This window comes from Vibrio sp. MMG023 (assembly GCF_021654215.1).
GTDB classification, from domain to species: Bacteria; Pseudomonadota; Gammaproteobacteria; order Enterobacterales; family Vibrionaceae; genus Vibrio; species Vibrio jasicida.
This window is the reverse complement of record NZ_JAKFZP010000001.1, coordinates 822,441-840,326: the sequence shown is the minus strand read 5'-3', so window position 1 is coordinate 840,326 and position 17,886 is coordinate 822,441. Positions and strand designations below refer to the sequence as shown.

Annotated in this window: 8 protein-coding genes; 6 read left to right on the top strand and 2 right to left on the bottom strand. The window is 45.3% G+C overall.

The features are described from left to right. Positions 1–15: 15 nt before the first annotated feature. Both L1076_RS03585 and L1076_RS03580 read right to left on the bottom strand, forming a co-directional pair. Entirely contained in the window at positions 16–645 is a 630-nt protein-coding gene (locus tag L1076_RS03585; RefSeq protein WP_038870366.1) for a response regulator, read from the bottom strand. Then, on the bottom strand, positions 642–2,036 hold the full coding sequence (locus L1076_RS03580; RefSeq protein WP_038870368.1) for a HAMP domain-containing sensor histidine kinase: 1,395 nt from the start codon (positions 2,034–2,036) through the stop codon (positions 642–644). The genes L1076_RS03585 and L1076_RS03580 overlap by 4 nt, the downstream gene beginning before the upstream one ends. Positions 2,037–2,406: 370 nt before the next feature. Between L1076_RS03580 and pstS the strand changes: the two genes are divergently transcribed. From pstS to L1076_RS03550, 6 genes are all read left to right on the top strand, one after another. Next, complete coding sequence (pstS, locus tag L1076_RS03575; RefSeq protein WP_237303153.1) at positions 2,407–3,441, top strand: phosphate ABC transporter substrate-binding protein PstS; 1,035 nt, start codon at positions 2,407–2,409, stop codon at positions 3,439–3,441. Positions 3,442–3,492: 51 nt separating this feature from the next. Continuing rightward, a complete protein-coding gene (pstC, locus tag L1076_RS03570) occupies positions 3,493–4,422 on the top strand; it encodes a phosphate ABC transporter permease subunit PstC (protein ID WP_237303152.1) in 930 nt (309 codons plus the stop codon). Next, complete coding sequence (pstA, locus tag L1076_RS03565; RefSeq protein WP_237303151.1) at positions 4,419–5,255, top strand: phosphate ABC transporter permease PstA; 837 nt, start codon at positions 4,419–4,421, stop codon at positions 5,253–5,255. Before pstC ends, pstA begins: the two co-directional genes overlap by 4 nt. Continuing rightward, entirely contained in the window at positions 5,252–6,112 is an 861-nt protein-coding gene (pstB, locus tag L1076_RS03560; protein ID WP_237303150.1) for a phosphate ABC transporter ATP-binding protein PstB, read from the top strand. The genes pstA and pstB overlap by 4 nt, the downstream gene beginning before the upstream one ends. Before the next feature lie 125 nt (positions 6,113–6,237). Continuing rightward, positions 6,238–6,963, top strand: coding sequence for an SDR family oxidoreductase (locus tag L1076_RS03555; RefSeq protein WP_237303149.1), 726 nt, complete (start codon positions 6,238–6,240; stop codon positions 6,961–6,963). Positions 6,964–7,343: 380 nt separating this feature from the next. Then, positions 7,344–17,885, top strand: a complete 10,542-nt coding sequence (locus L1076_RS03550) for a DUF11 domain-containing protein (RefSeq protein ID WP_237303148.1) — start codon at positions 7,344–7,346, stop codon at positions 17,883–17,885. The last annotated feature ends 1 nt before the right edge of the window (position 17,886 follow it).

The window sequence follows — 17,886 nt, the reverse complement described above, 5'->3', positions numbered from 1 at the left end:
TTTTGAATTGGCGCATTAAAGCATACTGGAATGGACTTGCTGCCCCTGTTCCGTGAGCGAGTAAATTCGACCATCTTCTTTGATCACCAACCCACTAATAACGAGTTGTTTGAGGTGGAAGTTGAACTTGGTATGATCTTCTATGCCCACGACTCGGCATAGATCCATAAACTTCATCTTTCGGTGGATTTTGAGTTGTTTAATCACCGAGCGTCGAATTGGGTTTGAGAGAGCGCTGAAGATTTGATCATGTTTACGTTCATCAAGTGGGGATTTTGGAGAGCGTTCTGCATGTACTCGTTTTAGCGTGACGGACAATGCAGCAAGGTTGAATGGTTTAGTAAGAAATTCATCCGCGCCTTTCTTCATGGCATCGACAGCAACATCAACGGTTGCAAATGCTGTCGTGATGATGATTCCTATATTAGGGTGTAAACGTCTTAAGGTCGATAAGGCCTCAATACCTGTCATCCCAGTCATGACAACATCAAACAATGCTAAATCAAAATACTGCTCGGATGCGATATCCAGTGCATCTTCTGCATTGTCGCATGCGATGACGTCAAAAGACTCCAAGGTTAGTGCCTCTACGAGGACTTCTCGCAATTCTACATCATCTTCTGCAAGTAAGAGTTTTAATGTCATTCAATATTCCTTGGTAAGCGGATTTCTACCGTTAAGCCTGTAATATGATCACTCTTTTTCGAGTTCCTCAAGTGTAGCTCGCCGCCGTGTTGTAAGATAATTTGATTACTGATAGCCAATCCCATGCCAGTGCCTTCGCCACGTGGCTTGGTTGTGTAGAAAGGGGTTTTTGCTTTAGCGATCTTATCTTGTGGCATACCTGTCCCCCAATCTGAGATCGAGAGTATCGCGACTAGCTTATCTTGATAGGTTTCAATATACAGTTGTTTATGTTCTTGGCTGGCATCGATAGCGTTGCCGATAATGTTGGTCACCACTTCTTCTAATTGCCCCTCATCGCCCAATACCTGTAAAGATTCGTCTAGTGACTGACTCACTAGGAAGCCTTCTAAGCGGTACTGATTCAGTGACAGTGCATTCTTCAGTACAGTATTGAGACAAACTGCTTTACGCTTTATGGGTTTATGATGAGCGTAATTTAGGACTTCATGGCTGATCTCTGCGGCTCGTTCAAGACCTTGGCGAATTCGTGTTAGGTGGCGATGACTTGCCTCGTTGTCTGGTAAGTGTTTTTCCAACAAATCGCAACTCATCGTTGCACTAGAGAGCGGGGTTTTGATCTCGTGAGCGACCGCAGATGTTAGCTCACCGAGTTCTTTTAATTTTGCGTCTTGTTGTGACTGCTGAATATTACTTTCTAGTTGCTTGTTCTTTTCATCGTCAAAAACTCTGAGAGCAATCCACAATGTACAAAGGATGCAGATCGCACAGATCGTGCGAACCACTAAAACCCACAGTCCCAAATCTGAGGTAAGTACGCCTGCACAGATTCCATATGCAAATAACGAGAGGCCTGTTAACTGGAATGGTAAAGATGCACCGTGTCCTTCTTTCTCGAGGATGTTGGCATAACTCATCATGGCTACACCTGATATCGCACCAGATCCTAAGCCGAATATCCAACGAACTTGGTTTGCTGTGTTGTGAATGTAAATCGCGTATTCATTACTTCCGAACCGAACAATTAAGCTGATAACAAATAAGGTAAGGACGGTGAGTGCGCCATATTTGATGGCTTTTACGTACTTCCAACCCGTTAGATCCAGCATTTTCCATGCGAAAGCGCCAAGCGCAATAAATGAGAACCAGAGTTTGAATACCTTAAAAGTCTCTATCCCCTTGGTAAGCGCGAACTCATGCTCATACATAACTAGATAAAGTTCAGACCATTCGTGAAAGCCATGGATGAAACCGAACATGGCAAGAATAGGTAATGCAGAAGCGATAGCGATACGGCTTTTGCGTAAATCTCGAAAAAGAATGGCAAAAAAGATGGCGAAGAAAGCTAAGCCATAGAAGAGGTAGATCTTGAAGATGAGTAACATGTCCATCATCTGAGTCTAAATGAGTCCTTATCCTTCATCAATATTTAATATTTGCAATCTTATTATGGCGCATTGCATACATATCCTTTTACATCTTCACTTACTTTATAAAAGTCTTGTGAAGTTTTCTTATCATAATTAATTCTGCCGAGATAATTGTTATTCACATTGTGTGGTTTAGTCTCGGTGTTTAATAAAACTGTCATATTGAATTTCTAATCTGCACCCGTCGATTGGTGAGCACCGATTGATTGTTGGATTTATTTCAATACCTAGTTTTACTTGAACACTAAAACTAATCTGGGCTAATTAAATGTTGCTTTTTTATTAGCCCAACTTAATCGCTAAATTATATCGGAGATATATTGTGAAATTCATGAAATCAGCTCTAGTGTCTTCAGTTCTGGTTGCAGCATCATTTGGCGTTGCTGCCAAAACAACGATCAATGGTGCTGGTGCGACATTCCCTCATCCAATTTATGCGAAGTGGGCTGAGCAATACCAAAAGGAAACGGGCGTTCAGATTAACTACCAAGCGATTGGTTCTGGCGGTGGTATCCGTCAGATCACAGCAAACACAGTAGACTTTGGTGCGACAGATGCGCCGTTGACCATTGAAGAGTTGAACAAAGAGGGCATGATTCAGTTCCCAATGGTGATGGGTGCAATTGTTCCTGTAGTAAACATCCCTGGCATCGATGCTGGTGAAGTCAAGCTAACAGGTAAAGTGCTTGCTGACATCTACCTAGGCAACATCAAGAATTGGAATGACCCGGCGATTGCAGCGCTAAACGAAGGCGTGGAGTTACCAAATCAACCTATCTACGTAGTGCACCGTTCGGACGGTTCTGGTACGACTTACAACTTTACTGATTACCTAGACCGCGTAAGCCCTGAATGGCATGAATCTATTGGTGTTGGTAAAGACATCACATGGTCAAAGAAAGCAACAACAATTGGCGGGAACGGTAACGCAGGTGTCGCAAACTTCGTAAACCGAACTCGCGGAGCGATCGGTTATGTGGAATACGCATTTGCTAAGCAAAACGACCTTGCTTACACACAAATGCAATCTAAAGAAGGCAAGTTCCTAAATCCAAGCATGGACACTTTCCAATCAGCTGCAGCTAACGCTGATTGGGAAAATGCGCCAGGTTACCACCTGCTACTGAACGACCAGCCAGGTGCTGATTCTTGGCCAATGACGGCTGCTACGTTCATCCTAATGCACACAGACCAATCGGATGCGAACAAAGCAAAAGAAATCGTGAAGTTCTTCGAGTGGAGCTATGAGCAAGGTGAGCTTGCGGAAGAGTTAGATTACATCCCAATGCCAAGCAAGGTAGTTAACATGGTTAACGAAACTTGGAAAAATGGTTTGAAATCAGACGGCCAAGCGATTATTCAATAATTAATTAAGTTGTCTGGGGAATATATTCTTCAGACAACTGAATAAAATATTATGACTACATTAGCTATTAAAAATAAAGTAAATGGTGATTCGGTTTTTAATAAATTGAGTTTCGCGAGTGCTTTATTAATTTTTGTGACTCTAACTGGTATTTTATTATCATTAATTGAAGGTGGATGGCCTGCTTTTAAAGAATTTGGCCCTGGCTTTGTATTTAGAGATATTTGGGATCCTATTAATGGTCAATTTGGTGCTGCCTCGGCAATTTACGGCACACTTGTTACTTCTTTCATCGCTATTGTTATTGCTGCACCTATCGCGTTAGGTACGGCAGTGTTCCTCGCTGAACTAGCACCTAAATGGTTAAGTCAGCCAGTGAGTAAGGCTATTGAGCTACTCGCTGCCGTACCAAGCATTATCTATGGTATGTGGGGATTGTTTGTCTTTGTTCCATGGTTCTCTGAAGGGTTCCAAATGTGGGCAGGCATGCATTTAGTTGATATTCCTTTGATCGGTCGCTGGTTTAATGGGCCACCGATTGGCATCGGTTTGTTAGCGGCGGGCATTATCCTTTCATTTATGATTCTGCCAATCATGACGTCATTGACGCGTGACGCACTTAAATCGGTTCCTGATGTTCTTCGTGAAGCGGCGTATGGAACAGGTGCGACACCATTTGAGGTGATCACCAAAGTTCTTATCCCAAAAGTGAAAAATGCAACGGTGAGTGCTGGCATCCTTGGCCTAGGGCGAGCACTTGGCGAAACAATGGCGGTGGCTTTTGTTATCGGTGGTGCGAGTCGTATTGAGTTCTCATTCTTTATGCCATCGAGCTCAATTTCATCGACGATTGCTCAGCAATTTAACGAAGCGACAGACCCAATTCATATCGCTTCACTTATTGGGCTTGGCGTCGTGCTCTTTATTATCACTTTCTTCGTGATGGGCTTTGCTCGACGTTTACTAAGGAAGTCATCATGAATACTAGAAAATTTAAGAACTTTAGTTTCTTAGCGTTTTGTTCTTTGTCAGCTGCATTCGGTGTCTTTGTTCTTGCCAGTATTTTGTACACGCTTGTCGGTGAAGGTGTGAAGGGCTTGAGTTTGGCTACCTTCACTGAACTGACGCCAGGTCCTGGCAGCCAAGGTGGTTTGAAAAACGCACTAATTGGTAGCTTGATGCTGACTGGTTTGGGCATTTTAATCGCAGCACCGATTGGTGTTCTGGCTGGAACTTGGCTTGCTGAGGCAGGTAAAGACAACAAGATTGCTGAGTCTTTGCGCTTCCTTAACGGCATGCTAATGAGCGCACCATCGATTCTCGTCGGTCTGTTTGTTTACGCTTTGATTGTGGTTCCAACTGGTGGTTACTCGGGTTGGGCGGGGGCAATTGCACTCGCGGTACTTGCATTGCCAGTGATTGTTGCTTCAACAGAAGAGATGCTTCGTCTTGTTCCACCAACACTCAAAGAAGCGGGCAGTGGCGTAGGTGCCCCTAAATGGCGCGTGATAACTCAACTGAGCTACCGAGCTGCGGCACCGGGTATTATTACCGCGATTCTATTGTCTATCGCACGTATCTCGGGTGAAACAGCACCCTTGTTGTTTACCGCGCTAAACAGCAGTTTTATGACCACGGACATGAGCCAACCGATGGCAAACTTGCCAGTAACGATTTACCAGTTTGCGATGAGTCCATACACATCGTGGCAGGAGCTAGCATGGGCTGGTGCACTGATTATCACGACCTTTATTTTGATTGTTAACGTACTGGCGACTTCGTTGCCGCAGCTATTTAAAGCGAGAAGAGCATGAACACGGCAACTTTAAACCCAGTCACTACAAACAACATGAACGGACCTACTATGAGCACTTTGGTAGACAGCATTAATACCAACGATGTGACAGCAAATCTGATTCATCGTATGGATATTCAAAATTTAGATTTTTACTACAACAAAGGCGCAGATGCAGCTCTGAAATCGGTATCCATGCCGATTTACAAAAACCGAGTGACGGCACTTATTGGCCCATCTGGTTGTGGTAAATCCACGCTTCTTCGTACCTTGAACCGAATTTACGATTTGTATGGTCATCAGTATGCAGAAGGTGAAATCCTGTTGGATGGCGAAAGCATCTTTAACAACACCGATGTTAACGAGTTGCGCTCTAAAGTCGGTATGGTTTTCCAAAAACCGACACCATTCCCAATGTCGATTTACGATAACATGGCGTTTGGTCTCAAAATCCAAGGTACGTTTAGCAAAGCAGAAATCAAAGATCGTGTTGAGTCTGCATTAAAACGTGCGCATTTGTGGGAAGAGGTGAAAGACAAGCTGGATGCAGACGCAAATGGCTTGTCGGGTGGTCAGCAGCAGCGTTTATGTATCGCTCGTACGATCGCTCTAGAGCCGGAAGTAATCTTGATGGATGAACCCACTTCTGCGCTTGACCCAATTGCGACTGCAGCGATTGAAACCTTGATTACTGAACTGCGTGATAAATACACCATTGTTATCGTTACGCATAACATGCAGCAAGCGATGCGTATCTCTGATTACACCGGTTTTATGTACCTCGGTAAGTTAGAAGAATATGGCACGACCGATAAAATTTTCCACCGCCCAGATAATGATCGTACTAAGCGATACATCTCTGGTGATTTTGGATAAAGAATAACAACAATAGCGGTTGTTGACTCAGCACTCTTTAGGCATGATTTTGCGAGAATAGTGCCTATTTTTTTATGCGTTGGGGCTCTAAAATTGGGGTTATTAAAAACAATTAAGAACTCTGTATGTATAAAGATAAAGTGGTCGTGATTACTGGCGGTAGCCAAGGTATCGGTCAACACCTTGCTCTTGCCTACCTTGAGCAACAAGCAAAAGTTATCGTGCTAGACATTGCACCCAATAAGAATCCAGATATGGATTTTCACCTCGTTGATTTAGGGCGACCAGAGCAGATTGAACAGGCTTTTGATGAGATTCAAAGAAAGTACGGCAAAGTCGATGTTCTCATCAACAATGGTGCGATCGCCAACTTCAACAAACCCATTCAGCAGCTGACTTTTGAAGAGTTTTCACGTGTGATTGATGTCAACCTCAAAGGCGCGTTTGCTTGTTCCCGACGATTTATCGCATTGAATCATGCTCAGCCTTATGGACGAATCATCAACATTGCCTCTACGCGCTGGAATCAAAATGAATCTGGTTGGGATGCTTACGGCGCATCTAAAGGTGGTGTGGTCTCTATGACACAATCGATGGCCATTTCGTTATCAGATACGCCAATTACCGTCAACGCGGTTAGCCCCGGTTGGATTCAGGTTGAAGGGTATGGTGAGCTTGATAGCTTTGACCATCAACAGCACCCATCAGGTCGAGTCGGGAAAGTAAAAGATATTGTTAATGCGTGTCTTTTTTTAACGCACCCAGAGAATGACTTCATTAATGGCCATAACTTGGTCGTTGATGGTGGAATGAGTAAAAAAATGATTTATCAAGACAGCTTACTAGATTAAGAAGAGCTCCATTTCTATCGACTAGGAATGCTCTGAAATAGCGCGTTCCTAGTCTTTCATGTCAACAAAAATTTCCCTTTCCGATTTTAAATTGATTGCTTATTGACCGATTTTATAAGTTTTTATCAACTAAAGAGTTATAAAATCATTGGTTCTGATTTGGCGAGTTGTAGCGATATATCAATGCTTTGAATGCTACCCCCCTTAAACCCTGCCTTACATATTGTTTTTCTTCATGGTCGTAATAGGCATTTAAAAAACTCTTCGCTCGAAAGATGCCGACTGTAATCACATTCGCTTCGCTAAACTTTTCTGCTGATTAATTCGCCTTGATTAATCCTGGTTTTCTTAACTAGCTGATTTGGAAAGTAGAAGTAAGTATGTCGAAAGATTTTAGTCGTTTGATTCGCTCCTTAGGTGGTGCGTTTTTGTCGTTCCTAATGGTATTGATTGCTATGCCTGCGAAAGCGGATATAGCCGGGCTTGATGTCCAATTGTCACCGGTAAGTGGCCAATACGATAACGGCAGCCAGATTGAATATACATTGACCTTAACCAACACCTCTGGTTCCACACTTTCCGGGTTAGAGGTCAATGATGAGATCATGAACATCATGACTTCCGGTGATTCTGGCGGTTCAGTGAATGCATTTGAAAGCGCAGAGATCTCCGCGTCCGCTTCTTTTCTATCTTCTGCTGGTGACTACGACAGAAATGGCAACCTAACTGCCACTGATGTTCGAATTCGCAACAACGGCACGGTGTCCTACACCATCAAAGCAACCGTTTCTGAGCAGGCGGCGGGTGATATCAACAACGTTGCCAATGTTCGCTCTGGTGCGCTTTCACGAGAAGACTCAAACACTACTACCCACCAGAGAGTGGTGTATGAGCACAGCATCGATCTTTCTGCGTCGGTTGATAAATATGGCGCAGGGCAGGCTCTGGTTTACACCCTAAAAGTATCGAACACAGGCTCTGCAAAAATCCAAGGTATGACGGTTACCGACCTTGTAGCAGATATTGAGGCCGAAGACATTAATGGTGCAATGATTCCAGCCTTTACGTCAGTCTCGAACAGTTCTTCTACCTCGGGAAGGGGGAGTGATGCGGGGACGTTCTCAACAAGCGGCAACCTGGATGCGAAGGATGTATCTATCGCCGTTGGTGGTTCGGTCACCTATACCATTCGAGGTCAAGTCGATTCAACGTTGGTCGGCGACATCATCAATGATAGCGCTGAAGCAAAAACACGTGACGATAACCAATCAGCTGGTGGCATCACAACGCCGCCAAAAGACGCTGATGTCACACTCTCGCACTCGCTCAACAAAACGGACGATTATCTCGTTAGCGAAGATTTCTCATACACCATCACAGTGCGTAACGCTTCTGGTGCAGGTATCGCTCACAACTACACTGTTCAGCAGTTGATGGACTCGTTGAAGTCGGATCTAGGCAACGACATCAGTAACGACAAAAATGCCGACGACACAACGGGTAACCCGTACTCGACTTGGACCAATGAAGTAGTATCGATTGGCTCGAACAGCCTTTCTGAGCTACAAGCATCGGGCAAGCAAACCGACAAATCACTCGACGATAAAGTGTCTATCTACCCTAGTGAAGAGATCGTTTATTCCATTGTGGTGCATGCAAGTCCCGTTTCTATCGGTAAGGTCCCTCAGTTGGAGGCGAAAGTTCTTAACGATGAAGGCGGCGCTGATTCAGCTGGCGTGCTTGCAAATACGCTAAACACGGAAGATGTTCTCGATTCATCATCGAGCCAAATTAAACGCAACAAGCGAACCAAAGACACGACGTATGTGCCAGGTGTTTCTGGTGAGAATGAAGTGGTTTACGACATCGAAATCTCGAACGCGGATTCAAAATACTTTGCCAATGATGTCATCGTGTTAGATAAGTTTGCGTGTAACGTCACTGAGCAAGTTGATGGTTCGTCTGGATCTGCTTTTTCTGAATGGAAACTTGAAGTCGCGGATAGCCGTGGCGAAGGCTCTAACTACGGCTCTTTTGATTATGGCGCTTGGACCACCGACGATATTGACCTAAAAGTCGATTTGGCTCCTGAAGGTTATGTTCGTTACAAGTTGACTGCAAGAGTGGCGGACGACAGTGTAGGTCAGGTTGTTGATGATGGCACAGATGCGGGACTTTGTTTGGGGGATAACCTAGGCGAAATTGGTTCTGGTGTTCAAATGCCAAACTCAAACTTAAAAGTTCAAAAAGAAGTAGACTCTCGCTACTACTCGTCGGGTAGCACCCTAAACTACACCATCACAGTAGAAAACAGCGGTGGAGGATTCGCGATCGATGTACCTGTTTATGATGATCTGGCTTCTGTAACCACGACTTCTATCAACGGTACATCAACCAAAGCTTACGTAAGTTGGGTGGTAACGGCGACCTCTTATGATGAGGGGGGCAATGTTTCCACAAACAGTAAGCCGGGCTTTACGGGCGAAATTGCTGGTAATCAGAGCAATAAGAACATCTTAGATGTAAATGCGACCGTTGCCCCTAAAGAAACCATCATTTATTCGATTGCTGCAGTAGTTAATCCAATTGCGGATGATGAAATCCGAAACGAAGTTGAAGTGGATGGCAAGCTTTATTCGGATCGAGGCTCTTACCCTCGTGATTACTACCTAGTGTTGGATAAGCGCGTAGATGGGAATGATGAAGAAAGCTGGTACACCAATACGGCCAATGAAGTGACTTACACCATCAGTGTGACTAACCCTGAAGGCAATGGTTTTGCTTCTAATATCGAAATTAAAGATGACATCAGTACCATTGAGGCAGAACTGCTGGAGCCTGCTGATGCGATGAAGAAAGTCTTCACCTCGTGGACTATTTCAGCAGACATTGAGGCAGATTCGCCTTGGTTAAAAGTGGCTGCTGATGCTGGAGACTTTTCTGATAACAATGATCTTGATGTTATCGCTCAAATCCCACCGGGTGTAACCATCACATATACCATTGTTGGTTCTCTTGATCGCAGTGTTGATACTGAGATCCTGTGGGGATCTTTCTCTAACACAGCAACCGTCAAGTCGACTGACGCAGAAGACAACATCAATCTAGCGGATTCAGTCACGACGCATCCAAACGAGCCAAACCTTGTTGTGGCGAAAACCGCTCAAAACACCGATTTTATTGTTGGTGAGCGTGCAACGTTTGATATCTATATCTACAACCGTGGAGTGGGTTACGCCAATGATGCAACCGTCAAGGATGACATCGAAGCGCTGAACTTCTTCTCCAGCTGGTCTATAACAGGTTCAACAAATACCGATGAGCCAGGTTCACGTTATGGTGATGTGTCAGACAACGAAAACATCGATACCGACGTCGATATCACTCCGGGAGGGTGGGTGCATTATGAAGTGTCCGGTATCGTCAAAAATGATTATCCACACGATCAGGTTTCTAACCGTGTTGATGTTTATGACCCATTAACGGACCGCGACCACAGTTCATCCGCGCAAATCGACAACAAAGACAGCGCGTTTGATATCAATGTCTCAATTACAAAGACGACAGATGTCGTTCGTTATACGCCTGGTGAGTACCTTGAATATACGATTTTGGTTAAGAACAGTGATGAAGAAAATGTGGCAGAGGTGGAGCTTAGAGATGAACTCTCTAAGGTTTTTACAACGCTTGCTAATGACAAAGATGGTTATGTCGAAGATGTTGCAACTCAACAAGCCTTTGAACACTGGTTAGTTGATACTGGCAGCGGTTATGGAAGTGAATCGACTAATGATGTAAGAATTCCTTTATCTCTTGCCCCTACTGAGTTGAAGACGATAAAGATCAAGGCTCTCGTCAAAGATAATGCGGTCTCTAATGGCGTGGAAGCTGGCAATCTAAATGTTATTCGAAATGAAGCTTTACTGCTCGATATGCGAGATTCTGGTTGTACGACCGATTGTGAGTATTTCAAACGTGCCGTTGCTGAAAACCATCAGGTTTACAACAATGGTGATGTTTTCCGTACCACTAATATCAACCGTTACTCTCCAGGTGATGAGCTGATCTATACCTTCAAGTACACCTCACAAGATGGTAAAGGCTACCGCAATAATGTTGATGTGAATGAATTGATTAATGGTATTTCAGTTCAATTGCAAGATGGCTCAACGGGCAACCCGTTCTATGATCCTACGACAAATACCAATCAGTTCAGCGTAAGCGTCGAAAAAAGTGATCTTGCGAATGCGGGCACTACAGATGGTACTAAAGACGGTACGGTCGCCAACAACAGTGACATTGTGACTACGATTGATATTGATGAAGGAGAAGATGTTACGTACACCGTGAAAGGGATGATTCGTCCCGATGCGGTTGGTGATATCAGCTATCGTGACACCATTGTTATTCCGAATGATTATCACCTGAATTTTGACAAAATCACTGATGAAACGGTTTACGAGCCGGGTAAAACGGTTACGTATCGTTTGATCATCGAGAATGACGGTAAAGCCAATGCCGATGACATTCCTATTGTCGATAATCTTGAGGATATCACGGTAGATCTCGTTGATGGCAGTACAGATGATGCATACGTTACTTGGGACATTACCTCAAAGGCGACCGGTGACAATAAAGAGTACGTCGACGCAGGCGCAGGTGCTGGCAATGTTTATACCTCCAACGACAGTAACCTAGACGTATTGGCTGATATTCCAATGGGGGCAACCTTGGAATATGAAGTGGTTGCGACTGTTAATGACAAAGCGCAAGGCGAAATCGTCAACTTGTTAAAGGTTGATGGCGACAGTATTGCTCACAGTATTAAGCAGACTGTAAACAAAGTTGAGTACGAGAAAAATATTCTAGCTTTCTATGATGTAGATGGAAACAAGCTGACTGGTGCAACTCACTACATGCCAGGTGGCTACGTTGAGTATGAAATCCTGATCGAAAACGTTGCAGAAGCACACGTTGATGACATTAGTATTCGCGATGATATTGATGAAATTAAGACAGATTACTATGACGGTAGTCGAGGCCCTGCATTTGTTGAGTGGACCATTACGACAGACACCGATCGTTCTGGTATCTCTGATCCAGATGTAGATGGTGCCATTGTCACAGGCACACCTATTACAGATCCAATCAATACCCACTTTGATATTGCAGCCAAAGACTTCGGTGGTTTCTTAACCACGCCGTATGTTCGCTACGTGATTCTTGCGAAGATCAGTCCGAAAGCAGTGGGCACGTTTACTAACAGAGCGTTTATTGACGAGGATAATGGAAACAAATTTATTGCTGTATCTCCTCCAGCGTCAATGGCGGATCCATCCATTAACTTTAATAAAAGAGCGTATTACGATGCTGGGTTTACTCGAGATAAAACGATTTACTCTCAGGAGCTCGGTGAAAGTGAGGTTTATTACCTGATTCGTATTAAAAACAGTGGCTATGGCACCGAGTATGGCTCTCGTCTAAAAGACACCATCTCAGCAATTCAAACTCGAATTGCGGAGGATAATTCGACGGCGGGTGGCGATCCGGTCGGTCAACCATTTAATGCGGGTTGGGAAGTGAGTTTGGCTAAAGATGCAGCACCAGACTCGATTACCGAGGCAGTTGGTTTTGTCGATGGTTCTCGTATTGATATCGACAATGACATTGTTATCGCACCTCAGGAGTCATTGACGTTCACCGTCCATGGCACCATCCGTGAAGATGCGTTGGGTGATATTAAAAACACCGCGAACTACGATGGCGAAAACCGAACAGCCACATTGCTGCCTTTGGCGAATAATATCAATGTCGAAAAACGCGTCGTGTCTATTAATGGTGCACCTTTCACCTCAGGAGATACTTACATCCCTGGTGATGAAGTGGAGTACGAGTTCGTGGTTACTAACCCAGAAAATGGGTGGGCGAACGATGTGCGTATTCAAGATACTGTGACCGATATTGGTGTTGAAGTTATTGGCGGAACAATCAAACCGGCGTATGCCTCTGGTGATATCAGTCATACGGTGAGTAATGGTATCGACGCGAACATTGATACCTATGTTCCGGGTTACAGCGTAGCCGGCAATCTCGATATCGAAGTGGATATTGCAGCTGGAGAAGCGTTGACCTTTAACCTGACAGGTACAGTAAGAGACGACGCTCTGGGTGAGATTGAAGCGAACCGAGTGACTGCTGACGGTAAGTCGGATTCGTCGGAGCCTATTCCACCTAAGCCTTCAGAAATCAACTACTTCAAGACGTTAGAGTATACCGATGGCGATTCCGCGACTTGTTCGGTTCCTTCTAGTGATGGCGGTGGCTGTACTTATGCACCTCGTGGTGATGTGGAATATCAAGTCACCCTAGAAAACACGGGCGATAGTATTGCGCATGGCGTTCGTGTTATCGATGCGATCAATAACATAAAAACATCAGATGGCACGTATGCATTTAAACAGTGGGCAACGTCGATCGCGGTTGAGCCTGTCGGGTCTTATTCTGTAACAGGTAACTACAGCGGCAACGTCCCACTAAATGCCACGGTAGATCTTCGACCAGGAGAGCACATAGTCTTTGATGTGAAAGGCACGGTAGCTGCTTCTGCGACGGGAACGATAACCAATACAGCTCAAGTGACGCACAATGGTGTTAGTAACACTACAAATGACATTATTCTTGATGCGGGTCGATCTCAATATTTGCTCAATAAATGGACGGATACTCCTCAATATGTACCGGGCGGAACGGTTAACTACTACATCGACATCACTAATGATGATGTGAGTACAGGTTATTTTGGATTACTAGATGACATCGCGAGCTTTGAGGTTGAAACCGTCGATGGCTCAATGAAGCCCGCTTTAGAAGAATGGACTCTGGATTATGAAGTGCTGTTAGACTCCGCGCCGTCTGACCCTGCAGCAAATGATTTCTCTGAGCTAGATAAACTCGTTGGTGTAACCAATCCGGATATCAATATTCCTGCGGGCTCAATAAAAATGGCAGGACGCGATGATGCAGGTACTGGTGGTGATAAATACACCGTCATTCGTATCCACATCCAAGGTAAAGTTCGTGATGATGCCGTAGGTCGTTTTACCAATACCGCTTTCCTTCTTTATGGTCTGGGTAGTAAACGAGCGAAGCTAACACAAGGCTACATCACACCAAAACCGGGCCAATTGGAACTGAAAAAAGAGACGACACCTATTGCGGAGCCGGATGCGAAATACCAACCGGGTCAGCCTGTTGCATACAAAATTACGTTAACTAACGTCGGTGAAGGTTACTTGGTCGACCAAGTGCTGGCGGATCGCATCGATACCATTATGACGGATGTGGCGAATAGTACTGACAAAGAACAAGCCTTTGCGGGTAAATGGGTGATCAGTGATGAAGTACTGGGTGGTAGTGGCGATCCTTTGCTGAACGCTCGTAAAAACGTGATCGATACCGATCAGGGTTATAGCGCGACTTACAGTATCCATCCTGGTGATAGTTACTCTTTCGTTGTGACGAATACCGTTAATGACAAGGCCAAAGGCAACATCACTAACCTAGTTAAAGTGAACAGTGATGGCACAGACTACACAGCGGAAGCGACGTATTTGCCTGAAGACGCACAAGTCACGTTGGCGAAAGAAGTCGACAAGCTTGAATACCTACCGGGTGATACGCTGACTTATACCGTGACGGTTAAGAACAACGGCTTAGGTTGGGCAGAAGCCGTTGAAATTGAAGACACATTGAAGTCGATTGAAACAACGCTTGCTGGTGGTACCACAGGAAAAGCGTTTGACCCAAGTTCAATTCAGATTTCAGCGGTTTCAACAACGGGTGAAACGCCAGTACCAGCACCAACAACAGGTGAAGATCTGAAAGAGACGCTGGATATCGCTCCAGAAGATACGATCGTTTATACCATTCAAGCGACAACCGTAGCCAATGCGACGGGTGACATCACCAATACCGCGAGTACAACGTTTGAAGGGAATACAACAGAAAAAAGCGCAATCAGTACACCCATCCTCGCGACGGTATCCATCGACAAATCGGTAGACACTCCAACTTATGAAGTGACGAAGCTGATCAACTATGACATTACCGTGAGTAACACATCATTGGCGTTTGCTTCTGGTGTTGAACTGAAAGACATCATCAGCGACATCGATGTTGACACCACCAGTGGTAATAAAGAATCGGCGTTTATGTTGTGGGAAGTGACATACGAAGCATCGGATGAACGTACGGTTGTGACACCAAAAACGTTCGAGCTGAGCGATGATATTAATGCAACCATGGATATTGCGCCTGAGAGTACCGTGACCTTCCGTGTGAAAGCACTGATCCGTACCACAGCGATTGGTGAGATTAGCAACACTGCAACCGTCACTTACAACGGTGTTTCTCAAGATTCAACGGCGATTATGCTGCCGATGGATTCCGATTTTGTTGCCACCAAAACAAACGTTCAAACCGAATACGAGCCTGGTGAAGAGTTGGAGTTCTTGATCACTATCGAGAACACCTCGAATAACTACATCACCGATTTGAGCGTGGTGGATGACATGTCGTCTATCCAAGTTGGTTATTACGATGGTACGACAGGCCCTGCGTTTGTCGATGGTTCAACATCGCTTGAGGTTGAATCACAAACCATAGGCAGCAATGTCGAATCAGTTAGCCCAACAGAATACAGCGTGGATATCGCACCAAAAGGTAAGGTGGTATTCCGCGCGAAAGGGACGGTTGTGGATTCAGCGACTGGGGCCATTGTGAACACCGCGCAAGTCGATGGTGGGGATGTGATCAGCCCTCCTGTTCAGAGTGTGAGTGCGGTTGTACAAGCTGAGCTTTATACCGACGCACCACATTACGTGCCGGGTGAAAAAGTGGAATATCACCTAGTGATTGAAAACATTGGACGCGGTATTGCGAAGAACGTTGCTATCTATACCCAGTTCAGTGAATCCATGGGTGATTACATCGATGGTTCTCGTGACAAAGCCTTTGATGATTGGACGCTAACGGCCGATTGGCAGGGGGCTGAAACTCAACCGGGCGATTATGAAGACGATAAAGATCTGTTCACCATCGTTGATATCGCACCGGGCGGTAAGATTGATTACACCTTCACGTTGACCGTCAATGAAGACATGCTGACCAACATTGATGTACTCGGTTACTACTTAGATCTGACGTGGAATCCGGCTGCAATGGCGCGCTCAAAAGGCATGATGCCGTCGCCAACCTCAGTGCAGGGTTCTGCAGACCAAGTCGCAGCGTTGGATTTACCGCCTGTTCCTGCTGAGCTTGTGGTCGAGAAGCGTTCTGATAAGCCGGAATACACTCCGGATGATGATTCCGTGACTTACTACTTAGCCGTGACAAACCAAGGTGATGGTAACGCAGCTAACGTTCGTCTAACCGATGAAATCAGTGAGCTGCAAAATGAAGCGGGCAACAAAGTCTTCACCGACTGGACCATCGAAGGTGTCGAAGTAGACGACAGTGGCAGCGTGATTGACCGCCATACCTTCCCAACAAGCGAAGATTTGGATTTAACGGTCAACCTTAAGTCGAAAAAACGTAATGCGTTTGCCTTTGAAGTTGTGGGCACACTAGGTAAAGGTTTGGATGACGACATCACCAACACCTTTACTGCGACAGAAACCGACGGTACACAAACCAGTGACAGCGTGACCACGCACATCAAGAAGATCCCAGATAACAGTGGTGAACTTCTGCTAACAAAAGCGGCGTTGCAAGACACCGCACAAGTGGGCGATGCCGTGGAATACGAAGTCATTGTAGAAAACAACAACGAATCGTACTTCAAAAACGTCACCGTGGAAGACCGTTACCCTGGCGGCTTCAAGTACATCCTTGATACATCGGAAGTGGTGTTGAGTGGTCCAGATGGTGAGTTTGGTAATGAAGACGACCGAGTGTTGACGATTGAACCATCAGACACGGGCAAGCTGCTGTTTACCTCATTGAACTTCGACCCGGGCGAGAAACTGCGTATTCGTTATCTACTGCGAGTTTCCGTGGGCGCGACGTTTGGTGACTACATCAACACCGCGGTATCGAAAGTCGATGGCCTTGCGGTATCGAACGAAGACAGTGCCAAAGTGACCGTAAAGCCGGACAAGGTATTTGATACCTCATCCATCATCGGTAAGGTGTTTGAAGACCACAACAAAGACGGTTTCCAAGCAGACGCGACGGCATTTGATGTGGAATTGATTGCCAACTTGCCTACACAGGACTACATCGCTGGCTCTACAATCGTCGTCCGCGATGGGAAAGAGCTGTCGGTTGAGGATGAGCAAGACAATGGTCAAGTGATTTCAGCCATGCAAGAAGGTGTTGAATTGGGTGACCTTTGGGGCCACTCGATAAACCGCACCATCTCTGAAACAAAATCTGTCGCGATTCAATTCAAAACACGTACTCGTGAGAGTTTTGATTTTACCGTCACATCGGACGGTGGTTCACGCATCGAATTTGATGCGCAAGGCCAAATCAAGTTTGCGCATGAATCGGACAAAAAGAACGGCCTAAGTGCAGAGAATCTTAACGTCACAAGAAACCTCTATCGACATGGCGATGCCTACTTGTGGGAAATCGTGATTGAGAACAAAGGGGTTTATGAAGACGGGATACCAGGTGTCAAGCTGATGACGGTGGAAGGCATCGTCATTCATACAGACCAGTACGGACGCTACCACGTGCCCGACCAATGGGTGCTGAATAAGAAAGGGAAAAACTTCCTTGTGAAGTTAGACACTGACTCGTTACCGACTTCGATGGAAGTGGTGAGCGAAAACCCGAAAGTGTTGCGAATTACCCCGAATAAGCTCACGAAGTTTAACTTCAGTGTTCATCGCAAAGCGAAAGACACCGAGCAAGAGTAGT

What these genes read in the sequence shown, in the direction of transcription:
- L1076_RS03555 (WP_237303149.1), top strand. Translation starts at nt 6,238, where the DNA reads ATGTATAAAGATAAAGTGGTCGTGATTACTGGCGGTAGCCAAGGTATC.
- L1076_RS03585 (WP_038870366.1), bottom strand. Translation starts at nt 645, where the DNA reads ATGACATTAAAACTCTTACTTGCAGAAGATGATGTAGAATTGCGAGAA.
- pstB (WP_237303150.1), top strand. Translation starts at nt 5,252, where the DNA reads ATGAACACGGCAACTTTAAACCCAGTCACTACAAACAACATGAACGGA.
- pstS (WP_237303153.1), top strand. Translation starts at nt 2,407, where the DNA reads ATGAAATCAGCTCTAGTGTCTTCAGTTCTGGTTGCAGCATCATTTGGC.
- L1076_RS03580 (WP_038870368.1), bottom strand. Translation starts at nt 2,036, where the DNA reads ATGGACATGTTACTCATCTTCAAGATCTACCTCTTCTATGGCTTAGCT.
- L1076_RS03550 (WP_237303148.1), top strand. Translation starts at nt 7,344, where the DNA reads ATGTCGAAAGATTTTAGTCGTTTGATTCGCTCCTTAGGTGGTGCGTTT.
- pstA (WP_237303151.1), top strand. Translation starts at nt 4,419, where the DNA reads ATGAATACTAGAAAATTTAAGAACTTTAGTTTCTTAGCGTTTTGTTCT.
- pstC (WP_237303152.1), top strand. Translation starts at nt 3,493, where the DNA reads ATGACTACATTAGCTATTAAAAATAAAGTAAATGGTGATTCGGTTTTT.